The organism is Ancylobacter sp. (assembly GCF_965229075.1).
In the GTDB taxonomy this organism is placed as follows: Bacteria; Pseudomonadota; Alphaproteobacteria; order Rhizobiales; family Xanthobacteraceae; genus Ancylobacter.
The window spans coordinates 3,418,980-3,433,952 of sequence record NZ_CBDDIO010000002.1 but is presented as its reverse complement, the minus strand read 5'-3'; the positions used below and the strand labels follow the sequence as shown (position 1 = coordinate 3,433,952).

The 14,973-nt window shown below is 69.2% G+C and carries 14 protein-coding genes; all 14 read right to left on the bottom strand.

Going from position 1 to position 14,973, the window contains the following annotated elements; genetic code table 11:
• Positions 1-140: 140 nt before the first annotated feature.
• The 14 genes from hypA to ACO07Z_RS21880 all read right to left on the bottom strand — a co-directional run bounded on the left by hypA (position 141) and on the right by ACO07Z_RS21880 (position 14,914).
• Positions 141-482, bottom strand: coding sequence for a hydrogenase maturation nickel metallochaperone HypA (hypA, locus tag ACO07Z_RS21945; RefSeq protein WP_421700638.1), 342 nt, complete (start codon positions 480-482; stop codon positions 141-143).
• Entirely contained in the window at positions 475-1,452 is a 978-nt protein-coding gene (locus ACO07Z_RS21940; RefSeq protein ID WP_421700637.1) for a hypothetical protein, read from the bottom strand. The genes hypA and ACO07Z_RS21940 overlap by 8 nt, the downstream gene beginning before the upstream one ends.
• Positions 1,449-2,339 carry a [NiFe]-hydrogenase assembly chaperone HybE gene (gene hybE / locus ACO07Z_RS21935; protein ID WP_421700636.1) on the bottom strand — a complete coding sequence of 297 codons (891 nt, stop codon included), beginning with the start codon at positions 2,337-2,339 and terminating at the stop codon, positions 1,449-1,451. The genes ACO07Z_RS21940 and hybE overlap by 4 nt, the downstream gene beginning before the upstream one ends.
• 10 nt (positions 2,340-2,349) lie before the next feature.
• Entirely contained in the window at positions 2,350-3,222 is an 873-nt protein-coding gene (locus ACO07Z_RS21930) for a hydrogenase expression/formation protein (protein WP_421700635.1), read from the bottom strand.
• 8 nt (positions 3,223-3,230) lie between these two features.
• Entirely contained in the window at positions 3,231-3,629 is a 399-nt protein-coding gene (locus ACO07Z_RS21925) for a hydrogenase (protein ID WP_421700634.1), read from the bottom strand.
• Positions 3,626-3,955, bottom strand: coding sequence for a HypC/HybG/HupF family hydrogenase formation chaperone (locus ACO07Z_RS21920; protein ID WP_421700633.1), 330 nt, complete (start codon positions 3,953-3,955; stop codon positions 3,626-3,628). The genes ACO07Z_RS21925 and ACO07Z_RS21920 overlap by 4 nt, the downstream gene beginning before the upstream one ends.
• Positions 3,956-3,965: 10 nt before the next feature.
• A complete protein-coding gene (locus tag ACO07Z_RS21915) occupies positions 3,966-4,577 on the bottom strand; it encodes a HyaD/HybD family hydrogenase maturation endopeptidase (RefSeq protein ID WP_421700632.1) in 612 nt (203 codons plus the stop codon).
• Between the two features lie 299 nt (positions 4,578-4,876).
• Entirely contained in the window at positions 4,877-5,623 is a 747-nt protein-coding gene (gene cybH / locus ACO07Z_RS21910) for a Ni/Fe-hydrogenase, b-type cytochrome subunit (RefSeq protein ID WP_421700631.1), read from the bottom strand.
• 12 nt (positions 5,624-5,635) lie between these two features.
• The gene (locus ACO07Z_RS21905; RefSeq protein WP_421700630.1) at positions 5,636-7,453 is read right to left on the bottom strand and encodes a nickel-dependent hydrogenase large subunit; all 1,818 of its coding nucleotides are present in this window, start codon (positions 7,451-7,453) and stop codon (positions 5,636-5,638) included.
• The gene (locus ACO07Z_RS21900; protein WP_421700629.1) at positions 7,450-8,565 is read right to left on the bottom strand and encodes a hydrogenase small subunit; all 1,116 of its coding nucleotides are present in this window, start codon (positions 8,563-8,565) and stop codon (positions 7,450-7,452) included. The genes ACO07Z_RS21905 and ACO07Z_RS21900 overlap by 4 nt, the downstream gene beginning before the upstream one ends.
• A gap of 173 nt (positions 8,566-8,738) precedes the next feature.
• A complete protein-coding gene (gene hypF, locus ACO07Z_RS21895; RefSeq protein ID WP_421700628.1) occupies positions 8,739-11,036 on the bottom strand; it encodes a carbamoyltransferase HypF in 2,298 nt (765 codons plus the stop codon).
• 8 nt (positions 11,037-11,044) lie between these two features.
• Entirely contained in the window at positions 11,045-12,517 is a 1,473-nt protein-coding gene (locus ACO07Z_RS21890; RefSeq protein ID WP_421700627.1) for a nickel-dependent hydrogenase large subunit, read from the bottom strand.
• Positions 12,514-13,536 carry a HupU protein gene (locus ACO07Z_RS21885; protein WP_421700626.1) on the bottom strand — a complete coding sequence of 341 codons (1,023 nt, stop codon included), beginning with the start codon at positions 13,534-13,536 and terminating at the stop codon, positions 12,514-12,516. Before ACO07Z_RS21885 ends, ACO07Z_RS21890 begins: the two co-directional genes overlap by 4 nt.
• Positions 13,537-13,540: 4 nt before the next feature.
• Positions 13,541-14,914 carry a sensor histidine kinase gene (locus ACO07Z_RS21880; protein WP_421700625.1) on the bottom strand — a complete coding sequence of 458 codons (1,374 nt, stop codon included), beginning with the start codon at positions 14,912-14,914 and terminating at the stop codon, positions 13,541-13,543.
• Positions 14,915-14,973: the final 59 nt, after the last annotated feature.

Genomic DNA, 14,973 nt, shown 5'->3' with positions numbered 1-14,973 from the left:
CTCGTGGTCGTGATGGTGGTCATGCCCGTGGTGATGAGCGTGCCCGTGACCGTGAGGGTGGTCATGCCCATGCCCACGTGCCTCGCCATGGGCGCCTGAAATGGTGACGTTGTCCGATCCGCAGCCGCAAGTCACGCACATCACACCACCTCCAGGTCCTTGATACGCATCTCGGTGCCGCCATTGGGCCGCAGCCTCTCGCCGCCGCACTGAGGGCATGGGGAAAGCCGGTCGGCGAGCGCCACCGTATCGGAGCAGTCGAAGCACCAGGCGGTGCCGGGCTCGTCGAGAATGTCGAGTTGCGCCGCTTCCGCCAGCGAACCGCGCATCACCACATCGAAGCCGAAGCGCAGCGCCTCCACCTCGACCCCGGCAAAGGGACCGACCACCAGCCGCACCTTCGTCACCTTGGCGAAGCCATGGGTGCGGGCGGCGTCCTTCAGCGAGTCCAGCAGGCTCTCGCACAACGCCATCTCATGCATGGGCGACCTCCCTCGGCTCCATCCGCAGCGTCACCGGCACACAGGGATTGACGCAGGAGACGACCAGACGGGCCAGCATCGGCGTCTGCCCGCTCATGGGCAAGGCCGCGAGCATGCGCGCCAGCAATCCGCCGGGCGCGAGATTCCAGGCGCTGGGGGACAGCACGCGGTAATCGGCGACAAGACCGCCGACGACACGCGCGCGATGCGCCAGCAGGCCGCGTGCGGCACGGGCGAGGCCGATGCCGGGAGGCGCGAGGAACGGAGCGTCCGGCGCTCCGTCGAGACAAGCGAGGAGATCCAGCAGCCGGGCCAGCAGGCGGAGGAACAGGCTCGCCCCTTCGCGCGCGTGCAGTTCGCGCAGCAGCGGCGCGGCACGCCAAGGGTCGGCGGCGGTGGTCTCGCGCAGGCTTGTCGGTTCCCCGGCGTCCAGCGCGGCGGCGATGTCGGCCGCGTCGGGCATGGCGAGTTCCGCCCGGCCCCAGGCGGGGTCGAGCGTGGCGCGGATATGCGCGAGCAGGCGAGCCGTCGGGCTGCGGCCGTCCGCCAGCCAGTGTTCCATCGCCTCAATCGAACTGCCGGCCAGGTCGATGTCACTGCCGAGCACAGCATCGCGCAGCCGGCGCATCGAGTCCTCCGAGCCGTTCGCCAGCCCGGCCAGCGCCGCGCGGTCGGGAGCATGGCCCAACAGTGACGGCCAGTCGCACAGAAGGGCGACCGCATGGTCGCGCGCCCGCTCCCGCCGGGCGGCGCGCGCGGCGGCCTCGTCCAACGGCAGGCCGAGCGCCGCCCGTGCCGCCTGCGCATGGGCACCGGCGCAAAGGTTGAACACGCGCGGCATCAGCGCCGCCACTTCTTCCGCGTGGCGGCCGATGGCCCAGCCGGTGCCGAACCCTCCGCCCGTCGGCGTCAGACGCCAGCGTGGCACGCCGTCGGCGCTGTCAAGCGCTATGGCGAGCCCGCCGATCATGCGCCGGTTCCCTCGCCGGCAGGTGCGGAAGCGAGGCCCGCGCCGAAGATCAGCGCGCGGCGGGTCGGGGCGGCGGGCGCTTTCGCTGCCTCAGCGGGGCTCGCCTCCTCATCCCCCACGTCCACGCCTGCGGCCCGCGCCGCCTCGGCGTCGACGGCTTCCTGCCGCGCCCGGCGGATCTCGTCCGAGCGGTCGCCCTCTTCGCGGATCGCCGAGTCGAACAGGGCGGCGAGCGCGGCACGCGCCGTCTCGGTTGCCTGCAGCATGGAGGTGAAATCGAACATGGGCGAAAACAGCGAGCAGGCCTTGTAAGGGCCGGTCTCCGGGCGGTTGGCGCCGACGAATTCATACGCGCCGGAGGGAAAGGCGATGATCTCCTTCGCTCCTGGTACCAGTGCCGACCAATCCTCATCCGGTCCCGGCACCAGCACGAGGTTCATAAACCAGGGCGTGACCAGCATGCCGAGCACGCGCCCCTCATGCGGGCGAAAGCCGATGGCCTTCACCTCCAGCGTTTCGTTGAGCAGCGGCACGCCGCGCATCTGGCCGACATGGATTTCCCGGAACGCCGCCTCCAGCCGCGCCGGCATGGCGGCCGCCAGCGCGGTGAGGCGTGGATCGGTGGCCGGCGCCGCGGTCGCCGGTGCGCGCAAGGGCGCCTCCCCATCGGCGTCGATCACCATGAACTGGTCGCGGGCGCCGTCGCATTTCGGGCAGCGCCATTCCTCCGGCAACGCCGCGAAGGGCGTGCCGGCCGGCACCTGCCAGTAATCGCAGCCCACGGCCGGATCATAGACATGCCAGCAGATCTTGCATTCCAGCACGGCGTTCGGCGCCAGCCGGGCGGCGTCGCCGAGGAAGGAGCCTTCAAAGCGCTTGGTCAGCATCAAAGGGCTCCTAGCGGATCGCGGCGAGGATGTCGGCCAGCCGCTCGGCGGAGTCGGCGATGTCCTCCGGCGCGGCGCAGGCGACCTCGGGCACGTCAGTCACCTCGATCGTGTCGAGGATCAGCGTGTCCGCCGAATTGTAGTAGCGCACCCGCCAGACCCCCGCCGTGGCGGTGGCATCGATGCGGCAATTGCCATAGCCGCGCGAGAGGATGGTGATCCCTCCCCGTCCCAGCCCCGCCTCGATCAGGGCGAGGTCTTCCGGCGTGTGCGGCAGCAGGCTGAGATTGATCACGTGCGGCAGGCCGCCAGGGGGGCGCTCACGGCTCTTATGCACGATTTCGGTGAGAATGGCCGGCGCGTTGACCACACCGGGTCGCGGCCGCGCGACATAATCGAGGTCCACCGGCCATTCGCGCGGAAAGGCCCGCACCAGAGCGCCCCGCGGGAAGGCCGCGATGTCGATGCGCTCGCGCGTGACCGGCGCCGCGCCCGGCGCCATGGCGGTCGCCCGCAGCCGCCACACCCCGGCGCAGCTGGCTTCCTGTATTTCGATGCGCTCGCCCGGCACCTCGACCACGATGGCAACCTCGCCCTCGCCCAGCGTCTCGTCGACCAGCGCCCGGTTCTCCGCATCCAGCGCATCAAGCGCGACGGTGGTGGAACCGTTGGGCGTCCATTGCGCCAGCGCGGCGCGGATCGCCTCCAGCGTCGCCAGCGCAGGGGCGAAGCGGGCGGGATCGTCGACCTCGGGCAGATGCGCCTCATAGATGCGCATGCCCGAGGGCATGGCGAGATAGGCGAGCCCGTCGGCCTCCTCGCCCGGCTGGCTGCCGGCGCCGTAGCCGATGGGGGGAACCGTCGCGAAGGGAATGGACGACATGGCGGGCCTCAATGGCTGGCGGCGGGACGGGCGAGGGCGGCGGAGAGGCGTTCCAGGAACTCGTCCCAGTCGCGCATGCGCGAGAGCGAGCCGAGCGGCCGCCCGCCGCGCAGCACGACGATAGCCGGCAAAGCGATGCCGCCGAGTTGCTCGCGCAGCTGCTTCTCATAGGCCGGCCCGGCTACCGCTCCGCCCATGGTGGCAGAGGCCCCGAGCGCGCCGACCAGTTCCGGCAGCACCACGGCGATATCGGGCGTCTCCATATGCGCCTTGCCGTGGGCGGGCAGGAACAGCAGGCTGTCGCCCACCGGCAGGGTGGCGGCGGCCTCCTCCTCGCTGTCGACATAGGGATAGCCGAGCGCGGTGGTCAGGCGAGCCACGAGCGGGTGGAGCGTGTCGGGGGTCATGAAAGCGGCTCCGGACGGGAAGCGACGGGCGGGGCGAGATGGGCTGGCAGGGTCGGTTCGCGGCCGACGAGGTCGGCAAAGGCGTGGTCGATGGCAGCCGCGTCGCCGCTCAGGGCAGCCGCGACGGCGTCGAGCGCCTGCGCGATCAGGCGGGCCTCCTCGGCGTCGAGCCGGCGGCGGGCGGTGCCGAGAAAGGTCAGCACATGGTCACCCGGCTGCGCCTCCGGCAGCAGCGAGAGGTCGATGAGATGCAGTTCCTCGCCGCGCCGGCAGCGGGCGGCATGCCCTTCGACGCTGACGATTTCCATGGGGATGCCGAGGCACATGGGGCGGCTCCTAGCGCCAGCCCGCGAGGACGCGGGCGTCGCCGATGCGGCAGGCGTCCTCGGCGGCCGGGCGTCCGGCCTCATAGGCCTCGCGGCTGATGGCGGGCGGCGTGAAGCCTTCCACTGACCGGCGCGGCGGCAAGTCCACACCGAATTCGTCGGCGAGGAGACCCAGCACCACGGCCAGCGCCGGCTCGACCTGCGCGGCGATGGCGGGGGTGAGCCCGCCGCCATAATCGTCCAGCCGTTCCGGCTGCACGCCGACCAGCCGCAGGCGCGACGGGGCGCAGCCGCGCAGCTGCAGCAGCGCGAGCACTTCCTGGAAGCCGGTCTGGTGCAGGCTCACCTTTCGGGCTCCCAGCACCGCCGGCACCTCATCGTCGCGCAGCTGCTTCAGCGTCGCCGGCGGCAGGCCATAGTCGATGGCATCGACGATGATGACCGCGTCCGCCTCTTCCAGATAAGGCAGCAGGTAGAGACCCTGCGTGCCGCCATCGAGCGCGGTGATGTGTGCGGGCAGCTCGTAGCGCGCCTGCAATTCCTCGATGACGCGGACGCCGAAGCCCTCATCCGCCCACAGAATGTTGCCGATGCCGAGTATGAGAATGCGTTCGTCGGCCATGAGCGACGTCTCCCCGAAGCGTCTTTCCGTACCCTAGGCGCGAGCGGTCTGATCGCCGCTCTTTTGAATCTGTCTCAATTCAAACCGCGTGCCACTAGGCGGCACATCCATTAAGTCGTTGGCGATCTTATCGAAATCTACACACCGGCATTTTAGCTCGCGCGCAGACTGGAAGAAATGTTTCCAGTCTTCGCCTGAAATGGAAATTTCTCATCCAGGCAAAAAGAAGGGCGCAGCCGAGGCCGCGCCCTCAAAGCCGGCCTGTCCCCGCAGGCCGTATTCCGGGAAGGACCGGAATCTCAGTCGGGATCGTCATCCTTGAAGGTGCGCACCCCCGAGACCATCGTGGAGACGATGGACTGGCGGGACATGATGTCCTCGCGGATTGCCGCATAGACGTGGATGATGATGAACAGCAGGATCGCCCACATGCCGAGACGGTGCCAGGTGTGCACGTCGAGGCTGCCGCCGAGCAGCGGGATGACCCAGCCGAACACATGGTCCTGCCAGCTGCCCGGCCCTGCCCCCTCGGAATAGAGCGCGAAGCCGGTGACGATCATGAACACCGAACCCACGCCGATCGCCCAGAACATGGCGAACTGCGCCAGCGGGTTGTGGCCGACATATTTCTTCGGCTTCGCTTCGAGGAAGAAGTACCACCGCGCCTCCTCGAACAGGCCGCGCCAATAGGCCCGGCTCCAGAACGGCAGGATGAACAGCTGCCGCGCATGGTGATTGCCGACGAAGGCCCAATAGATGCGGAACAGGAAGCCGACGGCGAAGATGTAGCCGGCGGAGAAGTGCAGGAAGCGGATCGTGCCCATCAGATAATGCTGGCTCGCCTCCCCCGACAGCGTCGGAAGCGGCTGACCGATGAGGTAGCCGGTCAGCGCGAGCACGCTGATTGCCGCCGCATTGGTCCAGTGCCAGAGGCGCACCGGCGCCTCATAGACATAGACGGCGCTCACCCGGCCCACCGGCTCGCCATCGATGGTGGCGGGCACGGCCGGCGCGGCGTGGAGAGACGCGGGGTCGATGCTGGTCATCGCCGCCTCCCCTCAGCGCACCGTGACCCGCGCCATCTCCGCCCCGTCGGGCGCGATGACGTGCGTCGAGCAGGCGAGGCACGGGTCGAAGGAGTGGAGCGTGCGCAGAATCTCCACCGGCTCCTCCGGCCGCTCCATCGGCGTGTTCATCAGCGAGGCCTCGAAGGCGCCGATATTGCCCTTGGGGTCGCGCGGCCCGCCATTCCAGGTGGTCGGCACCACGCACTGGTAGTTCTCGATCCGCCCGTCCTTGATCTTGATCCAATGGCCGAGCCCGCCGCGCGGCGCCGCCACCGTGCCGACGCCCTTGGCCTCCTTCGGCCAGGTGGCGGGGTCCCATTTCTCCACATTGGCGGTGGAGCTGTCGCCGGCCTTGATGTTGGCGATGAGGTGGTCGAAATCGTCCAGCATCATCTGCGCGCAGTAATGCGCCTCCAGCGCCCGCGCCAGCGTGCGGCCGATGGTGGTGGGCAGCGCCTGCTGCGGGGTGAGGCTGGTGCCGGCGAGCGCGTTGAAGCGGCCGAGCGAGTCGTCCACCTGCCCCTTCACGTAGTCGACGCCATGGGCATAAGCGAGGATGTAACGGGCGAGCGGCCCGACCTCCACCGCATTGCCCTTCCAGCGCGGCGCCTTGATCCAGGAATATTTCGCGCTTTCGTCGATCTCGCGAATGTCGGTGCGGGTGCCCTTGGCGTTAGGGCCGAGCTCGTATTTCGGCGAGGTGACGCCGTCCCAGGGATGCAACCCCTTGTCGGCATTGCCGTCGCCATAGCTGTACCAGCTGTGGGTGACGAACTCCTGCACCTGCTCGGGGTCGCGCGGGTCGATGGGGTGCACCTCGTCCCACTTGCCGTTGAGGATGACGCCGCCCGGCAGGCGGTCGGTCTCCTTGCGGCCCTGCACCGCTTCGTAGTCGCCATAGTCCATGACATTGAGGCCGGAGAGACCGCCGCCATAGAGCCAGCCCTTGTAGAAGGAGGCGATGGCGATCACGTCGGGAACATAGACATTCTTGGAGAAGGCAAAGGCTTCCTGCAGCTTCAGCTTGACGAAGTTCAGCCGCTCCATGTTCAGCGGCGCGCCGGCGGCCATGTTGCCGTCCATGTTGATGGCGCAGGGCACGCCGCCCACCATGTAGTTCGGATGCGGGTTCTTGCCGCCGAAAATGGTGTGGACCTTGACGATCTCCTTCTGGAAATCCAGCGCCTCCAGATAATGCGTCACCGCCATCAAATCGGCCTCGGGCGGCAGCTTGTAGGCCGGATTGTCCCAATAGCCGTTCTTGAAGATGCCGAGCTGGCCGCTTTCGACGAATTTCTTCAGCCGGTTCTGCACATCGCGGAAATAGCCGGGGCTGGAATTGGGATGGTCGGGGCCGACCATCTGCTGCAGCTGCGAGGTCGCCTTCGGGTCGGCCTTCAGCGCGTTGACCGGGTTCACCCAGTCCAGCGCGTGCAGGTGATAGAAATGGACGACATGGTCGTGCCATTGCAGCACCTTGGCCATGATCTCGCGGATCAGGAAGGCGTTGTTGGGGATGCGGATGTCCAGCGCATCCTCCACCGCGCGCACCGAGGTGAGCGCGTGGCAGCCGGTGCACACGCCGCAGATGCGCTCGACGAAGGCCCAGGCGTCGCGGGGGTCGCGCCCCTTCAGGATCACCTCCAGCCCGCGCCACATGGTGCCGGTGGAGACCGCGTTGCGGATGACATTGTTGGAATCGACATTCACCTCGCAGCGCATATGGCCTTCGATGCGGGTGACGGGATCGACGACGATGCGCTTGCCTGACGTGTCGAGGCTGAAGCCGTTGGGCGTCTGGATGGTCATGCCGCGTCTCCCGTGTGATTGGAGCCGTTCGAACCGTTGCCGTGCTTGTGCTGGGCGCGCTTGAGAGCGCTCACCGCGGCATGCAGCGCCACCGCGCCGCCCACCGCTGCCGCCGCGCCGAGACCGACCCGGTCGGCGGTGGATTCGATGCCGAAGCCGACGCCGTGCAGGTCGGTGAGGCGCGCATACCAGGAGCCCTTGTCCCAGAAGCCGTCCTCCGAGCAGCCGATGCAGCCATGGCCGGCCTGGATCGGGAAGGAGGTGCCCTCGTTCCACCGCACGGTGGAGCAGGCATTGTAGGTGGTCGGGCCCTTGCAGCCGACCTTGTAGAGGCAATAGCCCTTGCGCGCGCCCTCATCGTCGAAGGACTCGACGAACTGGCCGGCGTCGAAATGCGGCCGGCGGTAGCACTTGTCGTGAATGCGCTGGGAGTAGAACATCTTCGGCCGCCCTTGCCGGTCGAGCTCGGGCATGCGGTCGAAGGTGAGCATGTAGGTGATGACGCCGGTCATCACCTCGGCGATGGGCGGGCAGCCGGGCACCTTGATGATCGGCTTGTCGGTGATGACCTCGTGCACCGGCGTGGCACGGGTCGGGTTCGGGCGCGCCGCCTGCACGCAGCCATGCGAGGCGCAGGAGCCCCAGGAGATCACCGCCTTGGCATCCTTCGCCACCATGCGCAGCTGGTCGAGGAAGGGCTTGCCGCCGATGATGCAGTACATGCCATCCTCGTTCAGCGGCGGGTTGCCTTCCACGGCGAGGATGTAGTTGCCCTTGTACTTCTCCATCACCTCCTGAAGGATCGCCTCGGCCTGGTGCCCGGCGGAGGCCATCAGCGTGTCGTCATAGTCGAGCGAGATCATCGACAGCACGACATCCTTGGCGAGCGGATGCGCCGAGCGGATGAAGCTCTCCGAGCAGCAGGTGCATTCCAGCCCATGCAGCCACAGCACCGGCGTGCGCGGCTTGGTCTCCATGGCATGGGCGATCTGCGGCACGAATTCCGGGCCGAGACCGAGCGCGGCGGCGGTCAGCGAACAATATTTGAGGAAGGATCGGCGGGTGATGCCCTGCCGTCGCATCACCTCATAAAACGTCTCAAGCCCAGCCATGCGGCTCCCTCCGGTGTGCTTGTTGTCCGGTGCGTCGGCGCGCACCGATGGAAGGACAACAGCAACCCGCGTGCCAGCGATCTTTATTATTCTATTTCAAAAGCTTAGATCGCATCTCCGTGACTGCGCCCCGGAAGCGGCGAGACCGCTTTGCGGGAGGACCGGAAAGCGGCTTACCGCCCGCCGCGCCGCGCATCTTCCAGCCGCGCGGACGCGACCGCCGCCTGCCCGAGGGCGAGGCCGCCATCATTGGTCGGCACCTCGCCGGGCAGCAGCAGCGTTCGCCCGGACGGCTCCAGCCGCGCCACCAGCATCTCCAGCAGCAGCGCGTTCTGGCAGACGCCACCGGACAAGGCGATAGCACTCGCCCCGTACTGGGCGGCAAGGGAAAGGGCGAGGCGCCCAAACGCTTCCGCCACGCCCGCATGGAACCGCCGGGCGGTGGGACCGGGCGAGACGCTCGCCGCGAGGTCGGCACAGGCCGCCCGCCACATCGGGGCGGGGTCGATCTCGATCAGTTCGCCCATCGGCGCGAGGTCGAAGGGATAGGACGGCACCTCTGCCGCCGTTTCCGCCATCGCCTGCAACGCCATCGCCGCCTCGCCCTCGAAGCTGAGGCGGGGCGGCGCGAGGCCGAGCAGCGCGGCCATGGCATCGAACAGGCGCCCGGCGGAACTTGCCAGCGGCGCGTTGAGACCGCGCGCGATCATGGCGCGCAGGGTCGCGACCGGAAGCCCCGCGAACGGCGCATCCGGCACCACCGCCGGCTCCAACGCGGCGTCGAGATGGGCGAGGAGCACGCGCCAGGGTTCGCGATTGGCCGCGTCGCCACCCGCGAGCGGGATCGGCTTCAGCCGCGCGAGCCGGCGGCTGTTGCGGTAGTCGCAAAGGAGGATCTCCGCGCCCCATATCGTGCCGTCCTCACCAAACCCGAGCCCGTCGAGCGCGACGCCGATCACCGGCCCGCTTTCCAGCGGCCAGCCGCGTTCCGCCATCACGGCGGCGATGTGGGCGTGGTGGTGCTGCACGGCAATCAACGGCAGGCCGCGCGCTTCCGCCAGCGCGGCGCCGTAGCGGCTTGGCGGGTAATCCGGGTGCGTGTCGACGGCAATCGCCGCGGGGCGATGGTCGAACAGGGCGGTGTAATCAGCGATCGCCTGCTCGAAGGCGTCCTGTGTCGCTGGCTCGTCAAGATCGCCGAGATGATGCGACAGCAGCGCCTTGCCGCCGGTGGTGAGGCAGATCGCACTTTTCAGCGCGCCACCGAGCGCCAGCACCGGGGTTGCCTCCTCGAAGCCCGCCGGCAAAGTGCGCGGCGCCGGGGCCAGGCCGCGCCCGCGCCGCATCACCTGCGGCCGCCCGGCGGCGAACTGCACCACGCTGTCGTCAAGCCGCCGGGCGATGGGGCGGTCATGGGTGAGGAAACCGTCGACGATCCCGGCAAGCCCCGCCCGCGCCGCGTCGTCGCGAAAGATCTGGGGTTCGCCGGAGCGGTTGGCGCTGGTCATGACAAGCGGGCGGGCCACCGCCTCCATAAGCCGGTGGTGCAGCGGCGTATAGGGCAGCATCACCCCCAGCCGGTTCTGCCCCGGCGCCACCGAGGCGGCGAGCGCGGTCTCCGGGCGCAGCCGCAGCAGGAGGATGGGCGCGGAAGGGTGGCTGAGCGCCGCGATCTCCGCGTCCCCGGCGACGCAGAACGCCTGCACCATGGCCACATCGCGCAGCATCACCGCCAGCGGTTTCGTCGGGCGGTGCTTGCGGGCGCGCAGTTCAGCGACTGCCGCCTCGCTGGTCGCGTCGCAGGCGATGTGAAAGCCGCCGATCCCCTTGATGGCGAGGATTTTTCCCCCGCACAGCCGCAGGGCGGCGGCCCCCACCGGGTCGCCGTCGACCACTTCCCCACCCTCCTCCAGCCACAGCCTCGGCCCGCAGTCGGGGCAGGCGATGGGCTGGGCGTGGAAGCGCCGGTCGGCCGGGTTGGCATATTCCGCCCGGCAGGCCGCACACATGGCGAAGCCGCGCATGGTGGTGGCGGCGCGGTCATAGGGCAGGCCCTCGACGATGGAGAAGCGCGGCCCGCAATCGGTGCAGTTGGTAAAGGCGTAGCGGTGCCGGCGCGTGGCGGGGTCGGCCATCTCGGCGCGGCAGGCCGGGCAAGTCGCGATGTCCGCGACGATGCCGACCGACACCGTGCCGGGCGCGCTGGCGGCGATGCTGAAGCCGCTGCCGGCGAAGGCAGGTGCCACCCGGCGCTCGACCGCCTCCACGCGGGCCAGCGGCGGCGCCTCTGTCCGCAGCGCGGCCGCGAAAGCGTCCAGCACCGCCGGTGCGCCCGAGGCGACGATAAGCACCGCGTCGCCGCGATTGCTCACCTCGCCGTCGAGCCCGCGGCGCTGCGCCAGCCGCCACACGAAGGGGCGAAAGCCGACGCCCTGCACGATGCCGCGGACGATGATCTCCTCGCTGGGCATGGCGCCGCTCAATGCACCGTGCAGACCATGCAGGGGTCGAAGGAACGGACGATGTGCTGCACCGCCACCGGCGTCGTCTCGCCTTGGCGCACCGGCGCCCCCACCAGCGCCGCCTCCAGCGGCCCCGGCACGCCGGCGGCATCGCGCGGCGAGAAGTTCCAGGTGGTCGGCGCGATGATCTGATAGCCGGCGATGCGCCCGTTCTCCACCCGCAGCCAGTGCCCGAGCGCACCCCGCGCCGCCTCGGTCAGCCCCGCCGCCCGCCCATGGCTGGGCAGGCTGCCCTGCGCGCACCAGGGCGCACCGGGGGTGAGTTCATGCACCCAGCGCTCCATGGCGATGAGCGTGCGGGCGGTTTCCACCAGCCGCGCCACGACGCGGGCCAGCACGCTGCCGCCCTCGCTCCGCACGATGTCACGGATCAGCGGCTGGCCATCCACCATCTGCCGGGCGACGGCGCCGGTCTCGAACGGGAGGCCATTAAGGCGCGGCGCCTTGCACCAGCTATAGCCGGTCTCGTCCTCGGCATCCGGGAGGGTCGAGCCGTCGAAGGGATGGTGCGGGCGGGAGCGATGCTCCATCCGCGCATTTGTATGGTCTTCAGCGATCGCGCTCATATCCACCGCGCCCGCGCCGTCCGGGGTGAAGATCCCGCGCGCGTAAAGCGGCGTCTCGGCGCCGGGATAGGCGCCATAGCTGAGATAACGGTCATAGGCGCGGCCGAGCCGGCCGAGGTCGAGATCGGCGGCGATGTCGAGGAAGAGGCGGAAATCGCCCTCCGGTCCGCTGGCGCGCCAGTGGTCCAGTTCCTCGCGGGTGGAAAGCGCGGCCACGCGCTCCAGCTTCGCCCCGAACAGCCCCTCCTCCAGCGCCCTCCGCACCGCGCCGAGCGTGGCTGCCAGGCGCACCTTGTCGCGCGCGTCGGCGCCGCGCGTCACCCCGCCGGGCTGGATTGCGAGCGTGTGCGGCCAGCGCCCGGCGAGCAGGCCGAGCACGTGCAGTAGCGTGGTCCGCGTTTCCAGCGCCTTGCGCACCGCGCTGCCCTGCGCCGCCTTGAAGCGCGCTTCGACGCGTGGGAACCACGGCCGGTCGGCATAAAGGGCGCGGGCGAAGTCCGGCATGAAGAAGACGTGAAAATGGGTCAGATGGTCGGCGACATTCTCGGTGGCGACGATGAGATTGGTTGCCACCCGTCCATTGTCGGTCGGCGCCAGCCCCTGCACCCCGGCCAGCGCCAAAGCGGCGGCGTGGGATTGCGACACCGAGCAGATGCCGCAGATGCGCGGCGCGATCACCAGCGCGTCGCGCGGGTCGCGGCCTTCCAATATGCGCTCGAAGCCCCGGAACAGCGGCGAGGAGACGAAGGCCGCCTCCACCCGCCCCTGCGCCAGTTCCAGCCGCACTTCCAGGTCGCCCTCGACCCGGTTGAACGGGCCGACGACAAGCCGCGTCGTGCCTTCCGCTGCACCATTGTCGCTCATCGGCGCTTGATGTCCCGCACGGCGGGCGGGCGCACCACATGGTCGCTGGTCGCGTTCAGCCGCAGCCGCTCCGGCGTCGCCGCCTTGGCGAGCGAGGACAGCGCCACGAACCAGGCCTTCGGCATGTCGGTGGGCAGGCCGATGGGGAAGCCGGCGATCTTCGGCGTCTCGACGAAGGCGTGGCCGGGCTCCTCGAATTCCGGCGCAGTGCAGTTGATGCAGGCATAGCCGCCGCGGGTGCAGGAGCCCTCCCCGTTCCACAGCCGCGTATTGCAATCGGCATGCGCCTGTGTGCCGAGGCAGCCGAGATGCTCCATCATGCAGCCGAGGTCCGACATTTTCTCAGCGCTGGCCTTGTACTCGTAATATTCGTTGCGGGGGCAGCCATGATGCACGAGGTGGTCGGCATAGAAGCGCGGGCGGCGATAGACATCGAGATCGTCCGCCCCCAGCAGACCGGCCGCCAGCAGCATCAGCGTTTCCGTCACCCAGTTCGGATGCGTCGGGCAGCCCGCGACATTGATGACCGGCAGGCCGGAGCGGGAGCGGAAGGCGGCGCCGAGCGCCCCGCCCTCGCGGCGCCCGTCATATTGCAGGCCGCAGGCATCGGTGGGGTTGGCCCCGGCAGCGGTGACACCGCCATAGGCGGCGCAGGTGCCGACAGCGACGACATTCTCAGCCACCGCCGCCAGCCGCCGCACCCACTCGATGGTGGGAACGCCCGTGCCGGCGAGGATATGGAAGCACCCCGTATCCTTGGGGCCGCGCAGCATGGCGCCTTCCACGCACAGCGCGTCGAGCCGGAGCGTGCCGTCGAGCACCTGCTCGAACAGCGCCACCGCCTCCGCCCCGGTCTCCTCGGACAGGGTCGGGTGCCAAAGGAAGCGGATATTGGCGCTCTCCAGCGTGGTGGCGAGGTCCGGCGCCTCCGCGCACAGCATCGACATGGTGCAGCCGCCGCAGCCGCCGGACTGGATCCACAGCACGTTGAAAAGCGCAGGAGCGGACGGCGCGAGCATGATCTCAATCTCCGTTCGCGGCGCGCGCCGCCGGCAGCGTCAGCGTCATCACGGCGCCGCCGTCAGCATGGTTGGCGGCTTCCAGCGTGCCGCCATGCTCCTGCACGATGCCATAGCTGATGGAAAGCCCGAGCCCGGTGCCCTTGCCCACCTCTTTGGTGGTGAAGAAGGGGTCGAAAATGCGCGAGGCGATGTCGGGGTCGATGCCCGGCCCGGTGTCGCGCAGGGTGAGCGTGACCACCTCGCCCGCTCGGCCCGTGATGTCCAGCCGCTGCACAGGCCGGCCTTCCATGGCGTCGAGCGCGTTCTGCACCAGATTCATCAGCACCTGATGGATATGGCCGGGATGGCCCACCACCACCAGTCCGTCGCCGAGGTCGAAGCGCGTCTCGATCGCCGGCCGCTGCGCCTTCGCCACCCATTCCAGCGCCGAGCGGACCAGCGGGGCGAGGTCGAACGCCTCCCACGCCTCGCGCCGCTCGGAGGAGAAATGGCGCAGATCGGCGACGATGTCGCGCACCCGCTCGGCGCCTTCCAGCATGCCGTCAAGCGTGCCGGCGATATTGGCCAGCGTCGTGTCGATTTTCAGCTCTGCCTGCAACTTCGCCAGCGCCGGCCCGCTCACCCCGCGATGCACGGCGTCGAGATAGGTGGTGAGCCGCGCGCCGTAGCGCTTCAGCGTATGGGCATTGCCATAGACGAAGGAGATCGGATTGTTCAGCTCATGCGCCACACCGGCGACGAGACGGCCGAGCGAGGCCATCTTTTCCGAATGGACCAGCTGCTTCTGCGTCTGCTTCAGCCGCTCATGTGCGGCGGCGAGGTCGCTATAGGCCTGGCGCAACTCGCCGATGGGCCGGCCGACCAGCACCATGCCGACCGCACGCCCGCGCGAGTCGAAGCGCACCGCGCCATTCACCGACACCGGCAGCGGCCCGGCCGGCGTCGCGAACAGCAGTTCGCGGTCGCTGAGGCGCGCGCGCCGCTCGATGGTGGCGCGCAGATCGTCGAAAGAGGTCGGCGAGTCCGCCGCGATCAGCTCGCGCAAATGCCGCCGCTCCAGATCGCCCGGCGGGCGCTGGAAGGCCCGCTCGGCGGCGAGATTCACCTGCTCGATGCGGCCGGAGGGGTCGCAGGCGATGAGCACGTCGGTCATCGACGACATCAGGCCGGCGATGAAGGTCTGCGCTTCCTCCAGCTCGGCGTTCTTCTGTTCGAGCGCGACCTGCTGGGCGACGAGCTCGGCATAGGTCTCGTCCATCTTGCGGATGACGGCGATCCAGGCATCGTCGGTCTGGCCGGCGAACGGGGCGAGCAGGTCCGCCCCCGGGAGAGGTGCCTGCGTATCCTTCGGCGAACCTTTCGGCGATTGCGACATGGCACCTTCAGCGTCGGTTTCGCGGCACAGTAGAATGCGCCCGCGAGCCCGGCAATGAA